Source organism: Gordonia sp. LUNF6 (assembly GCF_047041125.1).
Classification (GTDB): domain Bacteria; phylum Actinomycetota; class Actinomycetes; order Mycobacteriales; family Mycobacteriaceae; genus Gordonia; species Gordonia sihwensis.
In genome coordinates, this window is the sequence record NZ_CP178181.1 from 279,101 (window position 1) to 296,775 (window position 17,675).

At 68.0% G+C, this 17,675-nt stretch carries 17 protein-coding genes; 5 read left to right on the forward strand and 12 right to left on the reverse strand.

Annotation, left to right across the window (positions count from 1 at the left end; translation table 11 throughout):
* Window positions 1-9 precede the first annotated feature (9 nt).
* Both aroQ and ACK8HH_RS01270 read left to right on the forward strand, forming a co-directional pair.
* On the forward strand, window positions 10-465 hold the full coding sequence (gene aroQ, locus ACK8HH_RS01265; RefSeq protein ID WP_006897107.1) for a type II 3-dehydroquinate dehydratase: 456 nt from the start codon (window positions 10-12) through the stop codon (window positions 463-465).
* A 259-nt stretch (window positions 466-724) separates the two neighbouring features.
* Window positions 725-2,221 (forward strand): DEAD/DEAH box helicase, encoded by a 1,497-nt coding sequence (locus tag ACK8HH_RS01270; protein WP_006897106.1) that lies wholly within the window; start codon window positions 725-727, stop codon window positions 2,219-2,221.
* A 25-nt stretch (window positions 2,222-2,246) separates the two neighbouring features.
* On the opposite strand, the gene ACK8HH_RS01275 is transcribed toward ACK8HH_RS01270, so the two are convergent.
* The 4 genes from ACK8HH_RS01275 to ACK8HH_RS01290 all read right to left on the reverse strand — a co-directional run bounded on the left by ACK8HH_RS01275 (window position 2,247) and on the right by ACK8HH_RS01290 (window position 7,206).
* Complete coding sequence (locus ACK8HH_RS01275) at window positions 2,247-2,993, reverse strand: MBL fold metallo-hydrolase (RefSeq protein WP_006897105.1); 747 nt, start codon at window positions 2,991-2,993, stop codon at window positions 2,247-2,249.
* A 4-nt stretch (window positions 2,994-2,997) separates the two neighbouring features.
* A complete protein-coding gene (locus ACK8HH_RS01280) occupies window positions 2,998-4,950 on the reverse strand; it encodes an arabinofuranosyltransferase (RefSeq protein ID WP_006897104.1) in 1,953 nt (650 codons plus the stop codon).
* A gap of 6 nt (window positions 4,951-4,956) precedes the next feature.
* Window positions 4,957-5,718 (reverse strand): decaprenylphospho-beta-D-erythro-pentofuranosid-2-ulose 2-reductase, encoded by a 762-nt coding sequence (locus ACK8HH_RS01285; protein WP_006897103.1) that lies wholly within the window; start codon window positions 5,716-5,718, stop codon window positions 4,957-4,959.
* 69 nt (window positions 5,719-5,787) lie between these two features.
* Entirely contained in the window at window positions 5,788-7,206 is a 1,419-nt protein-coding gene (locus ACK8HH_RS01290; RefSeq protein WP_006897102.1) for an FAD-binding protein, read from the reverse strand.
* 171 nt (window positions 7,207-7,377) lie between these two features.
* Here ACK8HH_RS01290 and ACK8HH_RS01295 point away from each other — a divergent pair, with 171 nt between their 5' ends.
* On the forward strand, window positions 7,378-7,761 hold the full coding sequence (locus ACK8HH_RS01295; protein WP_039867714.1) for a universal stress protein: 384 nt from the start codon (window positions 7,378-7,380) through the stop codon (window positions 7,759-7,761).
* Between the two features lie 89 nt (window positions 7,762-7,850).
* On the opposite strand, the gene ACK8HH_RS01300 is transcribed toward ACK8HH_RS01295, so the two are convergent.
* A complete protein-coding gene (locus ACK8HH_RS01300; RefSeq protein WP_006897100.1) occupies window positions 7,851-9,071 on the reverse strand; it encodes an alpha/beta hydrolase family protein in 1,221 nt (406 codons plus the stop codon).
* Between the two features lie 136 nt (window positions 9,072-9,207).
* Between ACK8HH_RS01300 and ACK8HH_RS01305 the strand changes: the two genes are divergently transcribed.
* Complete coding sequence (locus tag ACK8HH_RS01305) at window positions 9,208-9,708, forward strand: GtrA family protein (protein ID WP_006897099.1); 501 nt, start codon at window positions 9,208-9,210, stop codon at window positions 9,706-9,708.
* Between the two features lie 12 nt (window positions 9,709-9,720).
* Here ACK8HH_RS01305 and ACK8HH_RS01310 read toward each other — a convergent pair whose 3' ends face one another.
* From ACK8HH_RS01310 to ACK8HH_RS01340, 7 genes are all read right to left on the reverse strand, one after another.
* Complete coding sequence (locus ACK8HH_RS01310; RefSeq protein ID WP_412475475.1) at window positions 9,721-10,881, reverse strand: MBL fold metallo-hydrolase; 1,161 nt, start codon at window positions 10,879-10,881, stop codon at window positions 9,721-9,723.
* A gap of 233 nt (window positions 10,882-11,114) precedes the next feature.
* The gene (locus tag ACK8HH_RS01315) at window positions 11,115-12,137 is read right to left on the reverse strand and encodes a fused (3R)-hydroxyacyl-ACP dehydratase subunits HadA/HadB (protein WP_412475476.1); all 1,023 of its coding nucleotides are present in this window, start codon (window positions 12,135-12,137) and stop codon (window positions 11,115-11,117) included.
* 88 nt (window positions 12,138-12,225) lie between these two features.
* Window positions 12,226-13,104 (reverse strand): TIGR03619 family F420-dependent LLM class oxidoreductase, encoded by an 879-nt coding sequence (locus ACK8HH_RS01320; protein ID WP_006897097.1) that lies wholly within the window; start codon window positions 13,102-13,104, stop codon window positions 12,226-12,228.
* Window positions 13,105-13,191: 87 nt separating this feature from the next.
* Window positions 13,192-14,091: a glycosyltransferase family 2 protein gene (locus ACK8HH_RS01325; RefSeq protein ID WP_346077423.1), complete on the reverse strand. Its 900-nt coding sequence runs from the start codon at window positions 14,089-14,091 to the stop codon at window positions 13,192-13,194.
* 17 nt (window positions 14,092-14,108) lie between these two features.
* Entirely contained in the window at window positions 14,109-14,945 is an 837-nt protein-coding gene (locus ACK8HH_RS01330; RefSeq protein ID WP_006897095.1) for an ABC transporter ATP-binding protein, read from the reverse strand.
* An 8-nt stretch (window positions 14,946-14,953) separates the two neighbouring features.
* Window positions 14,954-15,817, reverse strand: coding sequence for an ABC transporter permease (locus ACK8HH_RS01335; protein WP_006897094.1), 864 nt, complete (start codon window positions 15,815-15,817; stop codon window positions 14,954-14,956).
* Window positions 15,818-15,839: 22 nt separating this feature from the next.
* Complete coding sequence (locus ACK8HH_RS01340; RefSeq protein ID WP_006897093.1) at window positions 15,840-16,412, reverse strand: bacterial proteasome activator family protein; 573 nt, start codon at window positions 16,410-16,412, stop codon at window positions 15,840-15,842.
* A gap of 32 nt (window positions 16,413-16,444) precedes the next feature.
* Here ACK8HH_RS01340 and ACK8HH_RS01345 point away from each other — a divergent pair, with 32 nt between their 5' ends.
* Window positions 16,445-17,641, forward strand: a complete 1,197-nt coding sequence (locus tag ACK8HH_RS01345) for an aminotransferase class V-fold PLP-dependent enzyme (RefSeq protein WP_412475477.1) — start codon at window positions 16,445-16,447, stop codon at window positions 17,639-17,641.
* The last annotated feature ends 34 nt before the right edge of the window (window positions 17,642-17,675 follow it).

Sequence of the window (17,675 nt, forward strand, 5' to 3'; positions counted from 1 at the left end):
GTCCCAACCATGTCTGATGCCCCCGAGACTCCGCCGATTCTGCTGCTCAACGGCCCGAACCTGAACATGCTCGGGGTGCGTCAGCCAGAGGTCTACGGCGCGGACACCCTCGAAGACGTCGTCGAGTCGACCCGCCGGACCGCGGCCGAGTTCGGCCTGACGGTCCGGGCGCTGCAGACCAACCACGAGGGCGAGATGATCGACGCCGTCCACGCCGCCCGCGGCGAGATCGGCGGCATCGTCATCAACCCCGGCGGATGGACGCACACCTCAGTCGCGCTGGCCGACGCCCTCGTGGTGCCCGAGGTGCCGGTGGTGGAAGTGCACATCAGCAACGTGCACGCCCGCGAACCGTTCCGCCAGCACTCGTACATCTCGCCGATCGCCGCGGGGGTGATCGTGGGCTGCGGAACCGCCGGATACGAGTTCGCGGTGCGCCGAATCGCCGCTCTCATGGGGCTCTGAGCTGCTCGTTCACCGCTTATCGGTTCCGATGCCGTAGGATGGACGAGTCGGAGCGTGCTACTGCGCACGCTCGTTCATTCGGCGCAAATGCGCCGTGCGTCGTAGAACGCCTCCACGCAGACCCCGGATCCAACGCGGGTGCGTCGAACTTTCATACGGCGAACCGACACGCGCCCGCCGCGCGTGTTCGCCACCTGAATCCGCTCTGCGGCGCCTATGTGCCGTACGCGGATGCCCGCATGTAAAGGCTCCCACCCCCATGACCACATTCGCCGATCTCGGTGTGCCCGCCCCCATCGCCGACGCGCTCGCCGCCGAAGGCAAGGCCGAGGCGTTCCCCATCCAGGAGCGCACGCTCCCCGACACTCTCGCCGGCCGCGACGTCCTCGGCCGCGGCAAGACCGGCTCCGGTAAGACTCTCGCCTTCTCCGTGCCGCTGGTGACCCGCCTGGCCGGAGCCGGCGTGCGCCGCAAGCCCGGCCGCCCGACCGGACTGGTGCTGTCGCCGACCCGCGAACTCGCCACACAGATCGCCACCGCGATGGAGCCGCTGGCCTCGGCCGTGGGCCTGCGCGTCACCACCGTGTTCGGCGGTGTGAAGCAGACCCGCCAGGAGTCGGCGATGCGCGCGGGCGCCGACATCGTCGTCGCCTGCCCCGGACGTCTCGAGGACCTGATGCGACAGCGCATCGTCAGTCTCGACGACGTCCAGATCACGGTGCTCGACGAGGCCGATCACATGGCCGACCTCGGCTTCCTTCCGGTGGTGACCCGCATCCTGGCCGCCACCCCCGCGGGCGGCCAGCGGATGCTGTTCTCCGCGACGCTCGACAACGGCGTCGACAAGCTGGTGAAGCGATTCCTCTCCACGCCGGTGACGCATTCGCTGGAGGACGCGACCTCGCCGGTGGCGCAGATGACCCATCACGTGTTCCGCGTCGGCTCGGCCGCCGACAAGACCGAGTTGGTTCGCGAGCTCGCCTCCGGTACCGGACGGCGCATCCTGTTCACCCGCACCAAGCACCAGGCCAAGAAGCTGGCCAAGAAGCTGACCGCCGAAGGCGTGCCCGCCGTCGATCTGCACGGCAACCTGTCGCAGGCGCAGCGCGACCGCAACCTCGCCTCGTTCGCCGCACCGGACGGCTCCAAGGTCCTCGTCGCGACCGATGTCGCGGCGCGCGGCGTTCACGTCGACGGTGTGGAACTCGTCGTCCACGTGGATCCGCCGGCCGAGCACAAGGCGTACCTGCACCGTTCGGGCCGCACCGCGCGTGCGGGCTCGGCGGGCGACGTGGTCACCATCTGCCTGCCCGAGCAGTGGGGCGATCTCCGCAAGCTGCTGCAGAAGGCCGCGATCAAGGTTCCCGGCCAGCAGGTGACGGCGAAGTCGGATGTCGTCGACGAACTCGTGGGTGAGCGTGCGCCGTACCGCGAGGCGCCGCCGGTGGCGCCGCAGCAGTCGCAGCGGCAGGGCGGCGGCCAGGGGCGTCGCCGGTCGGGTCAGGGCTCCGGTTCCGCATCCGGCGGCGGTGCTCGTCGCGGCGGTTCGGGACGGGGTGCTTCGGGGCGGGGTGCTTCGGCTCGCGGCGGTTCGGGACGTCCGCGTTCCGGCAGCGCGGGCCACGGCGAGACGCAGCCGTCGCGTCCGGCCGCCAAGGCGGTCCACACGTCCTCGACGCCCAAGTCCGATGCGGGTTCGGCGGCCCCGCGCCGTCGTCGCCGCGCCAGTCGCCCGGCGGGTGCCCCGCGCGGCTGACGGTTCGCTTCGGGCCCGGCCGAGGCTATCGGCTCAGGGCCTGATCGACGAAGGTCGCGACCCGGCCGCACAGCATCGGGCCGTGGCCGGGCATCACGATCACCGCGTCGAGGTCGCGCAGCGCCGCGACGGATTCCTCGTTCGCGGGGACGTCGTGGGTGAAGACGTGGTCGAGGCACTGCGGTCCGCGGCGTTTGGTGGTGGGGTGAGCGCTGATCAGCGCGTCGCCCGAGATCAGCACCTCGCCGTCGCCCGCGAGGAAGGCGCTGTGCCCGCGGGTGTGCCCGTGGGTCGGCACCGCGGTCGGCGAGCCCGGTAGCAGCGAGAGGTCGCCGAGCGGCTGAGCGTCGCCGATGCCGGACTTGTCGAGGGCGCCCAGGCGCACCACGCCCTGCAGCCAGCCGAGGACCCGCGGACGATAGGCGATCGGAGCGATGGTCGACGCGTCCGCCTGCTCGAGGAACTCACGACGCGCATGCGGCACCTCCGCAGGGTCGGCGTAGACCGGGAACGATCGCGTCCGGCCGATCCGCGCCAGCCCGCCCAGATGATCGATGTGCGCGTGGGTCAGCAGGGCCGCATGAACCTCCGACAGGTCGCTGCCCACCCGGCGCAGCGACTCGGCCACCGCGTCGGCGTGACCGGGATACCCGCCGTCCACCAGCGTGACGCCCTCATCGGACTGAAGGATCACCCAGTTCACATACTTCGTGTGCACCAGGTGCGTCTTGGCCGAACCGTGGTCGATGGTGGTGATGTCGAGGTCTGCCATGCGATCAGCTCTTCTTCACGACGAGAACGAACGGCCCGATCTCCGTCACGGTGAACGCCGGATCGTCGAAGGCCGCGGGGTTGAAGGTGACGGTATACCGCTTGACGTTCGGATCGTTGGGATAGACGTCCTCTGCGAGTCGCAGCGTGTATCCGTCCGGGCTGTAGCGGAACAGGAAGACGTTCGGCGGCCGCCACGGGCTGGTGCGGAGGTTGTCCTTCATCTCCTGCGGCGTCGACGCCTGTGACCACTTCTCGATCGTCGCCGCACGCTCGGTGAACTCCGCCAGCGGGTTCGCGTAATGCGAGGTCAACCCCTGGAATCCCCAGTACGGGTAGAGCGAGAGGAAACCGAAGTCGGCCGTCAGCACCACGTTGTCGGTGGCCGGCCGGCCCGTCTGGGCACGGATGGTCTCGTCGATCTTCGGGTAGTACGACTCGGCGCCGGGAGCGTGCTGATCGGCGCGCACGCCGCGGCCGTCGGTGTCGGTGTACGCGGTGGTGATCTCCACCGACAGCACCGACGGAATCTGCTGGGCGACGGCCAGCGCGGCGGCCGCTGCCACCACTCCGATCACGGTCCGGATGTCGCCGAATCGGGCGATCGCCGCCCGGCTGAGCCATACCACGCCGAACGCGCCGGCCGCGGCGAGGACGGCGGTGCTGACCGGCTCGAGGCGGAACGACAGCAGGGTGGTTCCCTTGGCCGTGAGGGCCAGCGACAGCAGCGTCAGTCCGACGACGCCGACGAGGGTGCACGCCATGCTCATCGCGATGGTGCGCCGGCGGCACTGCATCAGGATCCAGACGAAGCCGATCAGGCACAGCAGGCCGAGCAGGCTCACATGGAACATGGGCAGCGCGAGAATCGAACCGGACTCCGGCAGGTAGTGCTCGGCGCTGCCGCTCACCGCGACGTCGGTCCTGAACCGCTCGACGAGGTACGGCCCCCACACGATGAGCGCGATGGCGCCGGCGAGCACCCCCATCACGACGAGCCGGATGAGAACCGCGACTATGCGGGGCCGTCGCTCCGCGGAGATCGTCTCGCGCGGCACCGTCTTGTTGCGCGGCAGCAGCCAGGCCTGCACCAGATAGACCAGCGCCATCAGCACCGCGGTGCCGGCGAAGAGCGCGGTGAACAGGGTGTACACAGTGGCGGAGAGGCCGATGAAGACGCCGCCCGCGATCACCGCGAGCCAACTCGTCTGCGACAGCGGCGTGGGACCGCCGGCCAGTCTCGACCGGCCGCGCAGCGCGTACGCGCAGACCACGAGCATCGGGATGCCGACCAGGATGAGGGTGGCGGAATAGGGTTCGGGCGACGCGAACTGCAGGGTCACCAGGGTCACGGCGATCGAGACGGCGGTTCCGGCCGTCACGCCGACCATCCGGTTCCACAAGGCCGCGCCGAGTGCGGCGGCCACCGCGACCGACAGGATGGCCCACGGCTTGTAGGCCTCCCAGCCGGCCAACCCCAGGGTGTTCGCGTACCGGCCGCCGAGCCAGAACCAGGTCGCCGGATAGTACGGCGGCAGATCCGCGTAGGTCATGTCCGCCAGATGCGGGCTCGACGTCAGGCGCGTCAGATACTCGGTGCGGAACTGCTGATCGACGGACAGGCCGAAGAGATACAGCTTGGTGGCGCCGAGCGGCATGCCCAGCGTCACCGTCACCAGCCCGGCGGACGCGAACGCCGACAACAGCGAGGCCAGGATCCGCGAGCCGTAGCGCGACCACACCACGGCGACCACGGCGAGCAGCAGACAGGCCGTCTGCCCGAGCGTGGTCAGCGCCCGCGTGACATTGGAGGTGTTGAACGCAGGCCAGCCGACTGCGCCGATGATCTTGAGCCCGGCGAAGGCGATGACCGCCGCACCGAGGACCGCGCCGCCGAGTTCGACGACGTCACGGGTACGACCGGAGAGCCGGGGCCGGTCGGCAGCGGAGGTCTCCACCGGCCGTCAGATGGGGAGCTTGCGGAACACCGGGCGCGGGATGTGCCGCAACACCATCATGATGAAGCGGAACGGGCCGGGCACCCAGATGACGTCCTTGCCCTTGTCGACCGCGGCGACGGCCATCCGTGCCACGTCTTCCTTGTTCACCGTCAGCGGGGCCTCGGCGACGTGCGCGGACAGGCGGGTACGGACCTGGCCTGGGCGGATGACCAGCACCCGGATGCCCTCGGGACGCAGCGCGTCGCCCAGCCCGAGGTAGAAGCCGTCGAGGCCGGCCTTGGTGGAGCCGTAGACGAAGTTGGAGCGGCGGACGCGCTCGCCGGCCACCGAACTCATCGCGATGATCTGACCGTGGCCCTGCTCGCGCATCTTCTCGCCCAGCAGGACGCCCACCGAGACGGCGGCCGTGTAGTTGATCTCGGCCTCGAGGACCGCGAGCTTCTGGTCCTGCCAGGCCTGCTCGTCGTCGCCCTGGATTCCGAACGCGACGATGGCGACGTCGATGTCGCCGCCCTCGAAGGCCTTGTCGATCACCTCGCGGTGGGTGTCGGTGGCGAGCGCGTCGAAGTCGATCTGCTCCACCGACGACGCGCCGGCGGCGGTCATCTGCTCGGCCGCAGCGGCGGCCGCCGGGTCGTTCGGGACGGTGGCGAGCACCACGCGCATCGGACCCCGGGTGAGGAACTCCGAAGCGATGGCCAGACCGATCTCGGAGCTGCCGCCGAGGATCAGGATGGACTGCGGAACGCCGACGGCGTTGAACATGGGTGTCTGCTTTCTCACGTGCGGTCGGTGTAGGGCTCGTCGAGCCGGTTCGGACTCAGCCGGCTCGGGTCAGACCAGTTCCAGTCTGCGGCCCATGTCGGACATGAAGACGTGGTTCGGGTCGACGCGGCGCCGGGTGGCGATCCACTTGTCGATCTCGGGGTACATGGCGTGGAAGGTCTCCGCGCTCGTCCGCGAGTCCTTCGCGGTGTAGAGGCGTCCGCCGATGGACATCACGCGACGGTCGAGTTCGGTGACGAACTCGTGCAGGCCGCGCTTGATCGGGAAGTCGACGCAGATGTTCCAGCCCGGCATCGGGAAGCTCAGCGGCGCTTGGTTGCCCTCGCCGAACAGCTTGAAGACGTTGAGGAAGCTGACATGGCCAGACGCCTGGATGTCGTAGATGATGCCCTTGAACTCCTCGACGGCCTCGGGCGGAACGATGAACTGGTACTGCAGGAAACCCTTCGATCCGTACGCGCGGTTCCAGTTCCCGAACAGGTCGAGCGGGTGGTAGAACTGCGTCAGATTCTGGATCTTGCCCTGGTAGTTGCCGCCCATCCGGTAGTAGGCCTCGCCGACCAGTGAGAAGTTCAGCTTGTTGGCCAGCCCGTTCGGGAAGATGTCCGGGAAGTTCACCAGCGTGGGCGCGTCGAACTTCAGCGGGTCCTTCGCGAGCTTGTCGGGCAACTGGTCGAGCCGCGCGAGGCTCCCGCGCGAGAAGGTGCCTCGGCCCAGACGCGGAGGCTTGCTGATCGCGTCGAACCAGCCCGAGGAGTACGTGTAGTTCTCCTCCGACCCGTCCATGTGCAGGGCGATGGTCTCGTCGAGGCTGTTGGTGACGCTGCCGTCGGCGATGAAGTACGCGGTCTCGGTGCGCGTCATCTGGATCTTGGCGCGCAGGATGATGCCGGTGAGGCCGATGCCGCCGATCGTCGCCCAGAAGATGGAGGCGTCGGGGTCGTCGGAGGTGCCGCCCGGGGTCAGCGTCAGGATCTCGCCCGACGCGGTGAGCAGCGAGATCTCGACCACGTGGTTGCCGAAGCTGCCGGCGCTGTGGTGGTTCTTGCCGTGGATGTCGCAGCCGATGGCGCCGCCGATCGTCACCTGGCGCGTGCCCGGCAGCACCGGAACCCACAGGCCGTGGGGCAGCGCGATGCGCATGAGGGTGTCCAGGTCGACGCCGGCGTCGAGATCGATGATCCCGGTCTCGTCGTCGATCTCGTGGATCCTGGTCAGCTGGGTCATGTCGATCGTCAGACCGCCTGAGTTCTGGGCGTTCTCGCCGTACGACCGGCCGAGGCCGCGGGCGATGACGCCGCGGCGAAGGTAGCTGGGCTTGTCTGCGTTGTCGTCGGCCACGCGTGCCACCGCTTCGGCGATGAGCTCCGGGTACGGAGTCGACAGGACATGGCCTTCTGTCGGCATGGTCCGGCCCCACCCCATGAGCTTGCGGGTCTCGATCGGGAGTACAGCTGTGTTCGTCATCGGAGTAGAGACTACTCGTCGGTCAGCTGGTCCGGGATCCTTGAGTCGGCGCTGTGTCGGGCGGCACTGCGTATCGAGGTCGGGCTGTGGCCGCCGCGGACTGTGGTGATCGCCGGCGTCGACTACATTCTGTTCTCGAGACGTGTGACAGGAACCAGGGAGGTGGCGGGCATGATCGTCGTCGGATACTCGTCCGGCTCGTTCGGGCGAACCTGCCTGGAGCACGGCATCGATGAGGCGCGCCGCCGCGGGACCGATCTCCTGGTGATCAACGCGGTCTCCGAGGCACGCGGCCAGCGTTACGCCGAGGCCGACGAGATCGTGCAGATTCAGGAGCGGCTGTCGTCGTCGGGGGTGAAGTTCCGTATCACGCAGCCGATCGGCACCACCCCGGCCGAGGAACTCCTCAACGCGATGGACGATCCCGAGGCGGAACTGCTCATCATCGGCATGCGGCGACGCACCCAGGTCGGCAAGCTGCTGCTGGGCAGTACCTCGCAATACCTGCTCGTCGAATGCCGCAAGCCCGTCCTCGTGGTGAAACCCGAACCCTGAGCCGCGCGCCTCCGCGCCGTTCGACGACAGAACCCCCGTCCGGGACGGGGGTTCTGTCGTCGAATGGAGTGTCTACTGTGCGCCGGGCGTCAGCGCAGAATCCGCGCGACGAACGGCGTCGAGTCCTTCATCGAGGCCAGGACGGTGCCCGAGTGATCCTGGGTCGGGTAGACGTGCAGTTCCACGGGCTGCCCGGCCGAGACCATCTGCGCGTACAGCGACAGCGCCGACGGAGCCGGGACGTCCATGTCCTTGAGCCCCTGGCCGAGGAAGATCGGACGGTCGTAGCCGCGATACGGGGTGCTCATGTAGTCCACCAGCGCGCCCTGCACGCCTGGGATGGAGGTGACGGGCTTGCGGAACCAGTCGCGGATCTTCGCTCCCTCGACCACCGAACGCATCTCCGGGTAGCAGCGGGTGCGTGCCTCGTTCACCACTCGACGCCCCTCGGGAGTGAGGATCGACAGCGGCTTGAGGTCGGGCCGGGCGTCGGAGAAACCGGCCCAGATGTAGGCGGCGTAGACGTTCAGACCGGTGGGCAACGCGACCGGAGGGAAGCCGGGACCGGCCTGCCAGACGATGTGCTCGATGTTGGCGGGGGTGCCGGTGGCGACCACGCCGCGGTAGTCCAGGCCCGATCCGCGCGAGTACTCGGTCGCACGGCGGGCGCCGTTGAGCGCCGCGCTCGCGCCCTGCGACTGTCCGACGATCGCCCACGTCTTCGACAGCGGCAGGCCGGAGTGCGATGCGGCCTTCACCGAGTCGACGATCGAGTGGGCCTGCACCTTGCTGCTCAGGTAGTTCATCAGGCCCGGAGTGCCGAGGCCCGCGTAGTCGGTCGCGACGATCGCGTAGCCCTGGTTCAGCCAGTGGTTCAGGTACTCCTGGTCGCGATCGCTTCGTGGCTGGGCCGACGGGGTGCAGTCGTCGCCGAGCCCGGTGGTCCCGTGCGCCCAGGCGATCACCTTGTAGCCGCCCTTCGGTGCCGGGCGCTTCGGGAGGAAGACGGCGCCGGTGCTGACCGCGGGGGCACCGTGGACGTCGGTGGTCGCGTAGAGGATGCGATAGGCGCTCGACGCGCCGGTCAGGTCGACCGACCCGGCGAGCGGCGTCTTCTGGATCAGTGTGCCGGGTGCGCCGATCGGGCCGTTGTAGCCCCGGGCGTCGAGACCCGACCAGACCGGTGCGCCGGTGGCGGCGTCGTCGGCGCGAGCGGCCGGAGCGGTGGCGAAGAGGCCGGCGGCCGCAGTCGCCGCCACGGTGAGGGCGACCACCGATCGCTTGAAACGGAGGAGGGAGGGACTGCTCATAGTGGACGACCCTAAGCCAACCGCCTCACAATCCGGTAGCCGGACGGCTCGATTGCGGGACCGCGTTCTCAGCTTTCGCTCATATCGACCTCGGTCGGCCACGGGCTAGGCTGGCACGGTGTCAGATACGTCGCCCGTGAACGAGGATCCTGCGAAGCCCGGACATCATCCGGAGCACGAGGACTTCCACACCCGTCACGCACCGATGCCGATCGAGCTGCCGCTCGACGACGAAGAGGCGTCGACCGATGTCGACATCAAGACCCAGATCATCCGGTTCATCGCGACCGGAGCGCTCTCGGCGGTCTTCGACTTCAGCCTCACCTTCCTGCTCCAGGAGGTGTTCGGTGCGCCGTTCTGGCTGGCCAAAGCGGCGGGCTTCATTCTCGGCACCACGATCGCCTATCTGATCAACCGCCGGTGGACCTTCCGAGCCGAGCCGAGCACCGCGCGGTTCATCGCCGTCGTCCTGCTCTACGCGGTGACCTTCTTCGTCAACATCGGTCTCTACAACTGGCTGATGCACGCCTGGGGGACGGGCTTCCTCCTCATCGTCCTGGCTTTCTGCATCGCGCAAGGAGTCGCGACCGTCATCAACTTCGTCGTCCAGCGCGCGGTGATCTTCAAGATCCGCTGACGCGGCCCGGCCTCATGCCAGCACGAACGACTGCAGGTCCGATCCGACGGTGACCTCGCCGTCGTACCCTTGCTGCGCGAATCTCCGCCACTGATCGGAGTCGACGGGGCTGGTGAGATTCGAGATGTGCGAGAGCACGAGGTGCTTGGCCTGCGCAGCCTGAGCCACCGCACCGACCTTCTGGACCTCGACGTGCGATTGCAGCATATGGTCGCGGTCGGCCTGGCTCAGGTTCAGTCCCTGAACGTTGATCGCCTCGTGGATCAGCATGTCTGTGCCATTGGCGATGGTCGGGATGTTCGGTGTCTCGGTCGTGTCGCCGGAGAAGGTCACGCTGCCGTGGTCGGTATCGAAGCGGAAGGCGAACGACGGGTAGACGGGACCGTGCGGGACGAGGATTCCGCTGACCTGGAGGCGATCGTCCTCGTATACGCGAAATGGCTTCATTGTCGGCGCAGTGTTCTGGTACGAGGCGCCCACGTCCGGCACGGCGATCTCGTGGACGTCCATCAAAGTCCGGATGTCGCGGACCGTCATGTCCCGCATGAAGACGTTGTCGCTGTAGGCGTAGGCCTCGGTCAGTCGATCGACCATCGCCCGAGTCCCCGGCGTGGGCGATGCGGGATCGACGACGGGTGCGGTACCTCCGCCGAACTTGGGTGGAAGTCCGCCGGCCGGGCCCGGACCGTAGACCTGGACTCGCTCACCGATGGTGTCGCCGACGATGTTCTTGATGTGGCCACCGCAGAGGAAGAAATTGTAGAAGTCGGCGATGTGGTCGGCGTGCAAATGGGTCAGGAAGATGCCCTCGAGTTGCTCGAGTCGGAGGCTTGAGCGAACGTACTGGGTCGCTGACGACCTCCCGCAGTCGACGACGTACGTCGCACCGTCCACGACGAGTGCGGTGGAGATGCCTGTGCGGTCGGGCGCGATCGGCGGACCGGCCTGGGTGCCGAGCAGGACTACGGCCAGCCTCGCGTCCAGGGGTGCTTTCGTGGCCCCTTCGTTGGACGGCACAGTGGAGGGACCGGCCTGGCTGCCGCCTTCGCTGCACGCCGCGACTCCGCCGAGTGCGACCAGTCCGCCCAGCCCTGCGAGCAATGAGCGTCGGCTGACTCCGGGTCGCGAGTCGTGCTCGTTCGACTCCGCGGATCCGTCACACAATTGGCACATGGGGCACTCCTGCTCAGCACAGACTCAGGCCGCGGCGATTCCGGGCCCGTGTCGGGGATCGTTGTGCCGCGATTATTGCCAACGACGGAGCCGGGCAGGACGCGTTCGACGGCCGGAACCGCATATATAACGAACCGGTTCGAATGACTCGTTGCGAGCTCTCAAACAAGACTCTTATGCCGTATTCCGTTACCCGAATCGGGTAACGGAATACGGCATAAGCGTTGAGACGATCAGGCGAACTGGACGGTCGCGGTGCAGCGGCCGAAGACGCGCTTCCCGTTGACGCTGGCGCCGAAGACGATCAGGGCGCGACGGGTCTCGGGGTCGAGCGACTTGACCTTCGCGGTGTATTCGACGACCGCCGGTTCGTGAGCCGGGACGTAGACCGGGCTGGTGAACCGTGCGCTCATGTCGCGGAAGGCCGCGGGGTCGCCCACCTGCGAGGTGAGGTAACCGGCGGCGGTTCCGAGGGTCAACATCGCCTGCGCGACCACGGTGTCGAGCCCGGCGGCCTGCGCCACCTTCGCGCTGTGATGGATCGGGTTCGGATCGCCGGATACGCCGATGTAGTTGATGACGTCGCCGCGGGTGAAGCGCTGCGCGCGGACCGGCAGGTCCATGCCCTCGGTCAGCGAGTCGAACGGAATCGTCGTCCAACGCACATCCGACTCGGGCGGGATCGTCGCCGGTTCGGCCGGGCTGAGCGGCTGCACGTGCCGGTCGCCGCCGGTGAACATGATGCCGTCGACGATCTCCTCGAAGTCGTCGGGAAGACGGTCGGCGTCCTCGCCGGGACCGGCCAGCGACGTCCACGACTCCTGCAGCACGCCCTTGTCGATGTCTCGGACCAGGGTCTTGACAGTGAACAGGTCGGCTCCCGCCACGGTGCGGTACGACTCGAGGGAGACGTCGCAGTACAGCCGGTCGCCGGCTTCGATCGGCCGGTGGAACGCGAACCGCTGGTCGATCTGCAGGACGCCCGACTTCAGCAGATCGCCGGGGACGGCCTTCTCCAGGAGCTGGGCCTGCGCCTTGGCACCCATGATGGCGACGATCGTCAGGGGTGCGACGAGCGCGGCGTGCCCGCCTTCGCGGGCCTTGGCGTCGTCCCAGTGAAGCGGGTTGTCGTCGTGCAGGGCGCGGGCGAATTCGCGGATCTTCTCGCGACCCACCTCGTAGTAGTCGGCTGTCGTGAAGACCTTTCCGATCGCCTGATCGATGGCCTCAGCGCGAGTCAGTTCACGGCTGGTCATTCGAATAAGGTACCTGACGTGCGAGGGAGCAGAAAAATGCCGGGTTCGGGGCCGGTCGGCGCCCGGTGGGGCCGTCGCACGACTGCGATCACCCGTTGACTTTCGCGATCACCGACTCGCCGAAGCGCTCCAGATTCGCGATCTTGGTCTCCAGCGGCTCGGTGTCGCGGCCCATGATGTAGGGCAGCCGGAACCCGACGATCACGTCCGTGACGCCCTTGTCCTCGAGGCGGCGGCACCCGTCGACGGTGTACGCATCCAGGGAGATCACGTGGATCTCGAACGGATCGTTCTCCTTGCCCTCGGCCTTGCGGATCGCGCCGAGCTTGTCGATCAGAGCGTCGAGTTCCTCGGGGGCGCCGCCGCCGTGCATCCAGCCGTCGCCGCGGATCACGGCTCGCTTCAGTGCGGCGTCGGCGTGCCCGCCGACCAGGAGCGGAATCGGCTCGGAGGGTGTCGGACTCATCTTGATCTCGGGAATGTCGTAGAACTCACCGTGGAACTCGAAGTACCCGGGAGTCGTCAGGCCGCGGATGATGTCCATGCATTCGTCCATGCGCTTGCCGCGGCGGGCGTAGTCGACGCCCATCAGGTCGTAGTCCTCGCGCCAGGGGCTGGTTCCGACGCCCAGGGCGAGCCGGTTGCCGGTCAGGCAGGCCACCGACGCGGCCTGCTTGGCGACGAGTGCCGGCGGTCGGACGGGCAGTTTGAGCACGAAGGGCAGGAAGCGCAGGGTGCTGGTGACGGCGCCGAGGGCGGCGGCCTGGATGAAGGTCTCGATGAAGTCCTTGTCTTCGAGGAACTCCCGCCTGCCGTCCGGGGTGTAGGGGTACACCGAGTCCGATTCCTTGGGGTAGGCGAGGGAGTCGGGGATCGTCATGCCCGCGAACCCGGATCGCTCGGCCGCCTGCGCCAGCGCCGGATAGTAGGTGTAGTCGGTCATCGCTTCGGCAAAGGTGAATCGCATGGACCCCAGACTAGAACACGTTCTAGTGCGGGACGAGGTTTCCGGATCTCCGGCGACCGGGTCCGCCCATCCGCCTCCGCACGTGGCTCAGGGGCGGCCGAACCGCTCCGCGCGACCGAGGCGGCGCAGCCGCATCCACTCGCGGAACCCCGCCGGATCGCGCTGCTGCACGAGGAAGTACCACGCGAATCGCGCATACTCCTGCGGAAGCAGCTTCCGCATGCCGGGCTGGCTCATCAGATAACCGCGATTGCGGTAGGTGAAGAACCGCTTCACCTCGTTGTCGGGGTACTGCGTGTGCATCCGGCCTCCGAGGATCGGCCGGAACTCGTCGCTGCCGTCGGGGTGCAGATAGGCGGTGGTCAGACAGGTGCCGAAGCCGATCCCCGAACGTGCCAGGCGTCGATGAATCTCCACCTCGTCGCCGCGGAAGAACAGCCGGAGGTCGGGGACGCCGATCGCGTCGAGGGTGTCCGCAGAGAACAATGCACCGTTCATCAGCGACGCGATGCCCGGCAGCAGATCGTCGTGACCGGGTGTCTCGGTATCGGTGAAGAGTTCCGACCGCTTGCGCCGCCACACCAGACCGCGGCGCAGCGGGAAGGCGAGGTCGTCGGGCGCGTCGATGTTCACCACCACGGGGGAGACCTGGCCGAGGCGGTGGCGGCGAGCGCAGTCCAGCAGTGTCGAGAGCACCTCCGGACCCTCCGGCCGGCCGTCGTCGTCGGCGCACCAGACCCAGTCGGCGCCCAGCGCCAGCGCGTGCAGCATGCCGAGGGCGAAGCCGCCGGCACCGCCGAGGTTGTGCCGCGAGGGCAGGTAGGTGGTCGGCACGGGCTGGCTCGCCACGAGCTCGCCGACCTCGGGCTCGGCGGCGTTGTCGACGACGATCAGGTGGTCGAGCGGCCGGTCCTGCGCCGCCAGCACCTTCAGGGATTCGGCGAGCAGTTCGCGGCGCTTATGGGTGACGACGACGCCGACGACCATCTCGGCGGTCGGCGCACTCACGCCGAACCCGGGGTGCCGGAGGCGCCGTCGCGCTCGTCGGCGAGTTCGTCGAGCACTTTGCGCACGTGCTGCGCGGCGTCGGGGCCCTCGTAGGCGCCGACGACCTCTTCGATGCCGCCGTCCATCCGGATCTGACCGTGGTCGATCCACAGCGCGCGGTCGCAGAGCTGAGCGAGGAACTCGTTGGAATGGCTGGCGAAGACCAGGATTCCCGAACGCTCCACCAGGGCCTGCAGCCGGACGCGGGCCTTCTTCATGAACTCCGCGTCCACCGCGCCGATCCCCTCGTCGAGGATGAGGATCTCCGGATCGATGCTGGTGACCACGCCCAGCGCCAGGCGCACGCGCATGCCCGTGGAGTAGGTGCGCAGGGGCATCTCGAGGTAGTCGCCGAGCTCGGAGAACTCCGCGATCTCGTCGGTCTTCTTCAGCATCTCCTTGCGGCTCATCCCCAGGAACATGCCGCGGATGATGATGTTCTCGTACCCGGAGATCTCCGGGTCCATGCCGACGCCGAGGTCGAAGACGGGCGCCACGCGGCCGGTGACGCGGCACGATCCGCGGGTCGGCTCGTAGATACCCGAGAGCAGACGCAGCAGTGTCGACTTTCCCGCGCCGTTGTGGCCGACGAGTCCGACCCGATCGCCGTGCTGCAGGTGCAGGTTGATGTCGCGCAGGGCCTCGACCACGACGGTCTTGGAATTGTTGGCGCCGATCACGCCGCCGGCGGCGCCGATCACCGCCTTTTTGAGGGAGCGCGTCTTGGCGTCGAAGATGGGGAAGTCGACGCAGGCGTCCCAGGTGTCGACGCGGATGTCGGTGTTGGCTGTCACAGGTCCTCCTAGACCCAGTACGCCACGCGGGCGCGGTAGTTGCGCATCACGAACATCGCTGCCGTCCAGCCGACGGCTGTGCAACCGATCACGATCAGCCAGTGGTACAGCGCGACGTGCTGGCCGAGCAGCGGGCCGCGCGCGATCTCCAGGTAGTGGTACATCGGGTTCAGCTCCACCAGCTTCAGCCGGCTCGACTCGTCGGCGCCGGTGCTGCTGAGCGACTGCGCCGACCAGATGATCGGCGTCATGAAGAAGACGAGCCGGACGGCGGTGGTCAGCAGCTGGCCGATGTCGCGGAACCGGGTCGACATGATGCCGAAGACGATCGTCGTCCAGACCGCGTTCAGCGCGTACAGCAGCAGCGCGGGGAAGACGAGCAGGACCGTCCAACCCAGGGGCTGCGGGAACACCGCGAGCAGGATCAGATAGATCACGATGTTGTGGGCGAAGATGATGAGGCTGCGCCACACCACCCGGTACACGTGCACGCTGGTGGGCGCGGGGAGCTGTTTGATCAGTCCTTCATTGGTGGAGAAGACCACCGAGCCGTCGAGGATCGAGGTCTCGATGAAGCCCCAGAAGATGAAGCCGAGGGTCACGTACGGCAGGAAGACCTTGATGTCCTGGTGGAACAGCTCGCCGTAGAGGATTCCCATCGCGACGGCGGTGACGCCGGTGGCGACCGTGATCCACAGCGGACCGAGCACCGAGCGCTTGTAGCGCTGCTTGATGTCGGTCCAGCCGAGGTGCAACCACAGCTCGGAGTTGCGGAACCCGTCGACGAGGTCCTTGAAGCCACGACCGAACGTCTTCGAGTCGGAGGCCTGGGGCGCGGGCGGGATTCCGCCGTCATTGACTACGGCTGACACAAGGCCACAGCATACAAGTGCCTCAGAGGTACTGACCTGTGCTGTGCCCGTCGTGTGGCACAGCTCCCGGAGGCAGCGCGCCCTGGCGCATCTGTTCGAGTTGGCTGCGGGCGGCCATCTGCTGAGCGAACAGCGCGGTCTGGATGCCGTGGAACAGGCCCTCCAGCCAGCCGACGAGCTGAGCCTGCGCGATCCGCAGCTCGGCGTCAGACGGGGTCACATCGTCCGAGAAGGGCAGGGCCAGCCGGTCGAGCTCGTCACGGAGCTCCGGCGCAAGCCCGTCGGCGAGCTCGGCGATCGACGTGCGGTGGATCTCCGCGAGCCGGTTGCGGCTGGCGTCGTCGAGAGGAGCCGCGCGCACCTCTTCGAGCAACTGCTTGATCATCGTCCCGATCCGCATCACCTTCGCGGGCTGTTCCACCATCGACGCGACGGTGCCGGGCTGGTCGTCGTCCGCGGAATCGCGGCTCTCCTCGTTCGACGGCAGTCCGCCGGGGAGGATGATGGACTGCTGCTGGGGAAAGCCCGAATCGGGCTGGTCGTCTGGGCCGCCCGGTGTCGGGGAGCCGAACATTGCGGGGTGCATGGCGTCCATTGTGCCTTTTCGGTGCCAGTATCGTTGTGCGCATGCCGTTCGACGTCGCCTCGGTCAGGGGGCTCTTTCCCGCGTTGGGGGACGGCTGGATCTACCTCGATCCGCAGACCGGGATGCAGATCCCCGATTCGGTGGCGTCCGCCGTCTCGACCGGATTCCGGTCGCTTCCGGTGGTCGCGGGCAGTCGTAGCCCCCAGGCTCGCGCAGCGGCGGAGACGATCGAGAACGCCCGGCGGGCGGTCGCGGATCTGCTCGGCGCCGATCCCGCCGGTGTGGTGCTGGGGTCGTCTCGAGCGGCGCTGATGTCGGCGCTGGCCGACGCGTTGCCCCTGTCCGCGTGGCTGAACCGGAACATCGTGCTCTCGCGGTCTGACGACGAGGCCGTTCTGACGCCGGCGCTGACCGGAGCGGCACGCCACGGGACTCAGGTCCGGTGGGCGGAGATCGACGTGGAGGACGGGACCCTGCCGACCTGGCAGTTCGCCGACATCATCGACGACCGCACCTCACTGGTGGCAGTCACTCTCGCCTCGTCGGTGAACGGCGCGATCACCGATATCGGTCCGATCGCCGGGCACGCCCGCGCCGCGCGGGCCCGGCTTCTGGTGGACGCGACCACCGCGGCGCCCTATGTGCCGCTGTCGATGGACGAGCTCGGCGCCGATGCGGTGCTGGTCAGCGCCGAGCGGTGGGGCGGCCCGCGGGTCGCCGCCCTCGTCTTCGCCGATCCGGAGCAGTTGGGCTCACTGGTCCGCGTGTCGATGAATCCGAAGGCCGCCGGCGCGGCACGCCTCGAACCCGAGCCGCTGCCGGGCGCCCTGCTCGCCGGGTTGATCGCGTCGATCGAGTATCTCGCCGGCCTCGATCAAGCAGCTGCGGGCACCCGCCGCGAACGCATCACCGCGTCGATGGACGCGACCTTCGAGTACGTGCACCGTCTGCTGTACTACCTGGTGAACTCCCTGTCGCATCTGTCGAACGTGCGGGTCATCGGGCCCGATGTGCACCGGGTCCCCGTGGTCAGCTTCGTCGTCGAGGGTGTTCCGGCCACTGAAGTCTGTGTTCGGCTCAGCGACAACGGGATCGCCGCACTGGCAGAGGTTCCCAGCCGCGCGCTGGGGGCGATCGGCGTCGACGAGATCGGCGGCGCCGTCACGGTGGGGCTCTCTCCGTACTCCACTCCGTACGAGGTAGACCAGCTGGTGAGGGTGCTCGGCTCGTTCGGCTGATCGCGCATACGGTGTTGATCCGTTCGGCGGACGT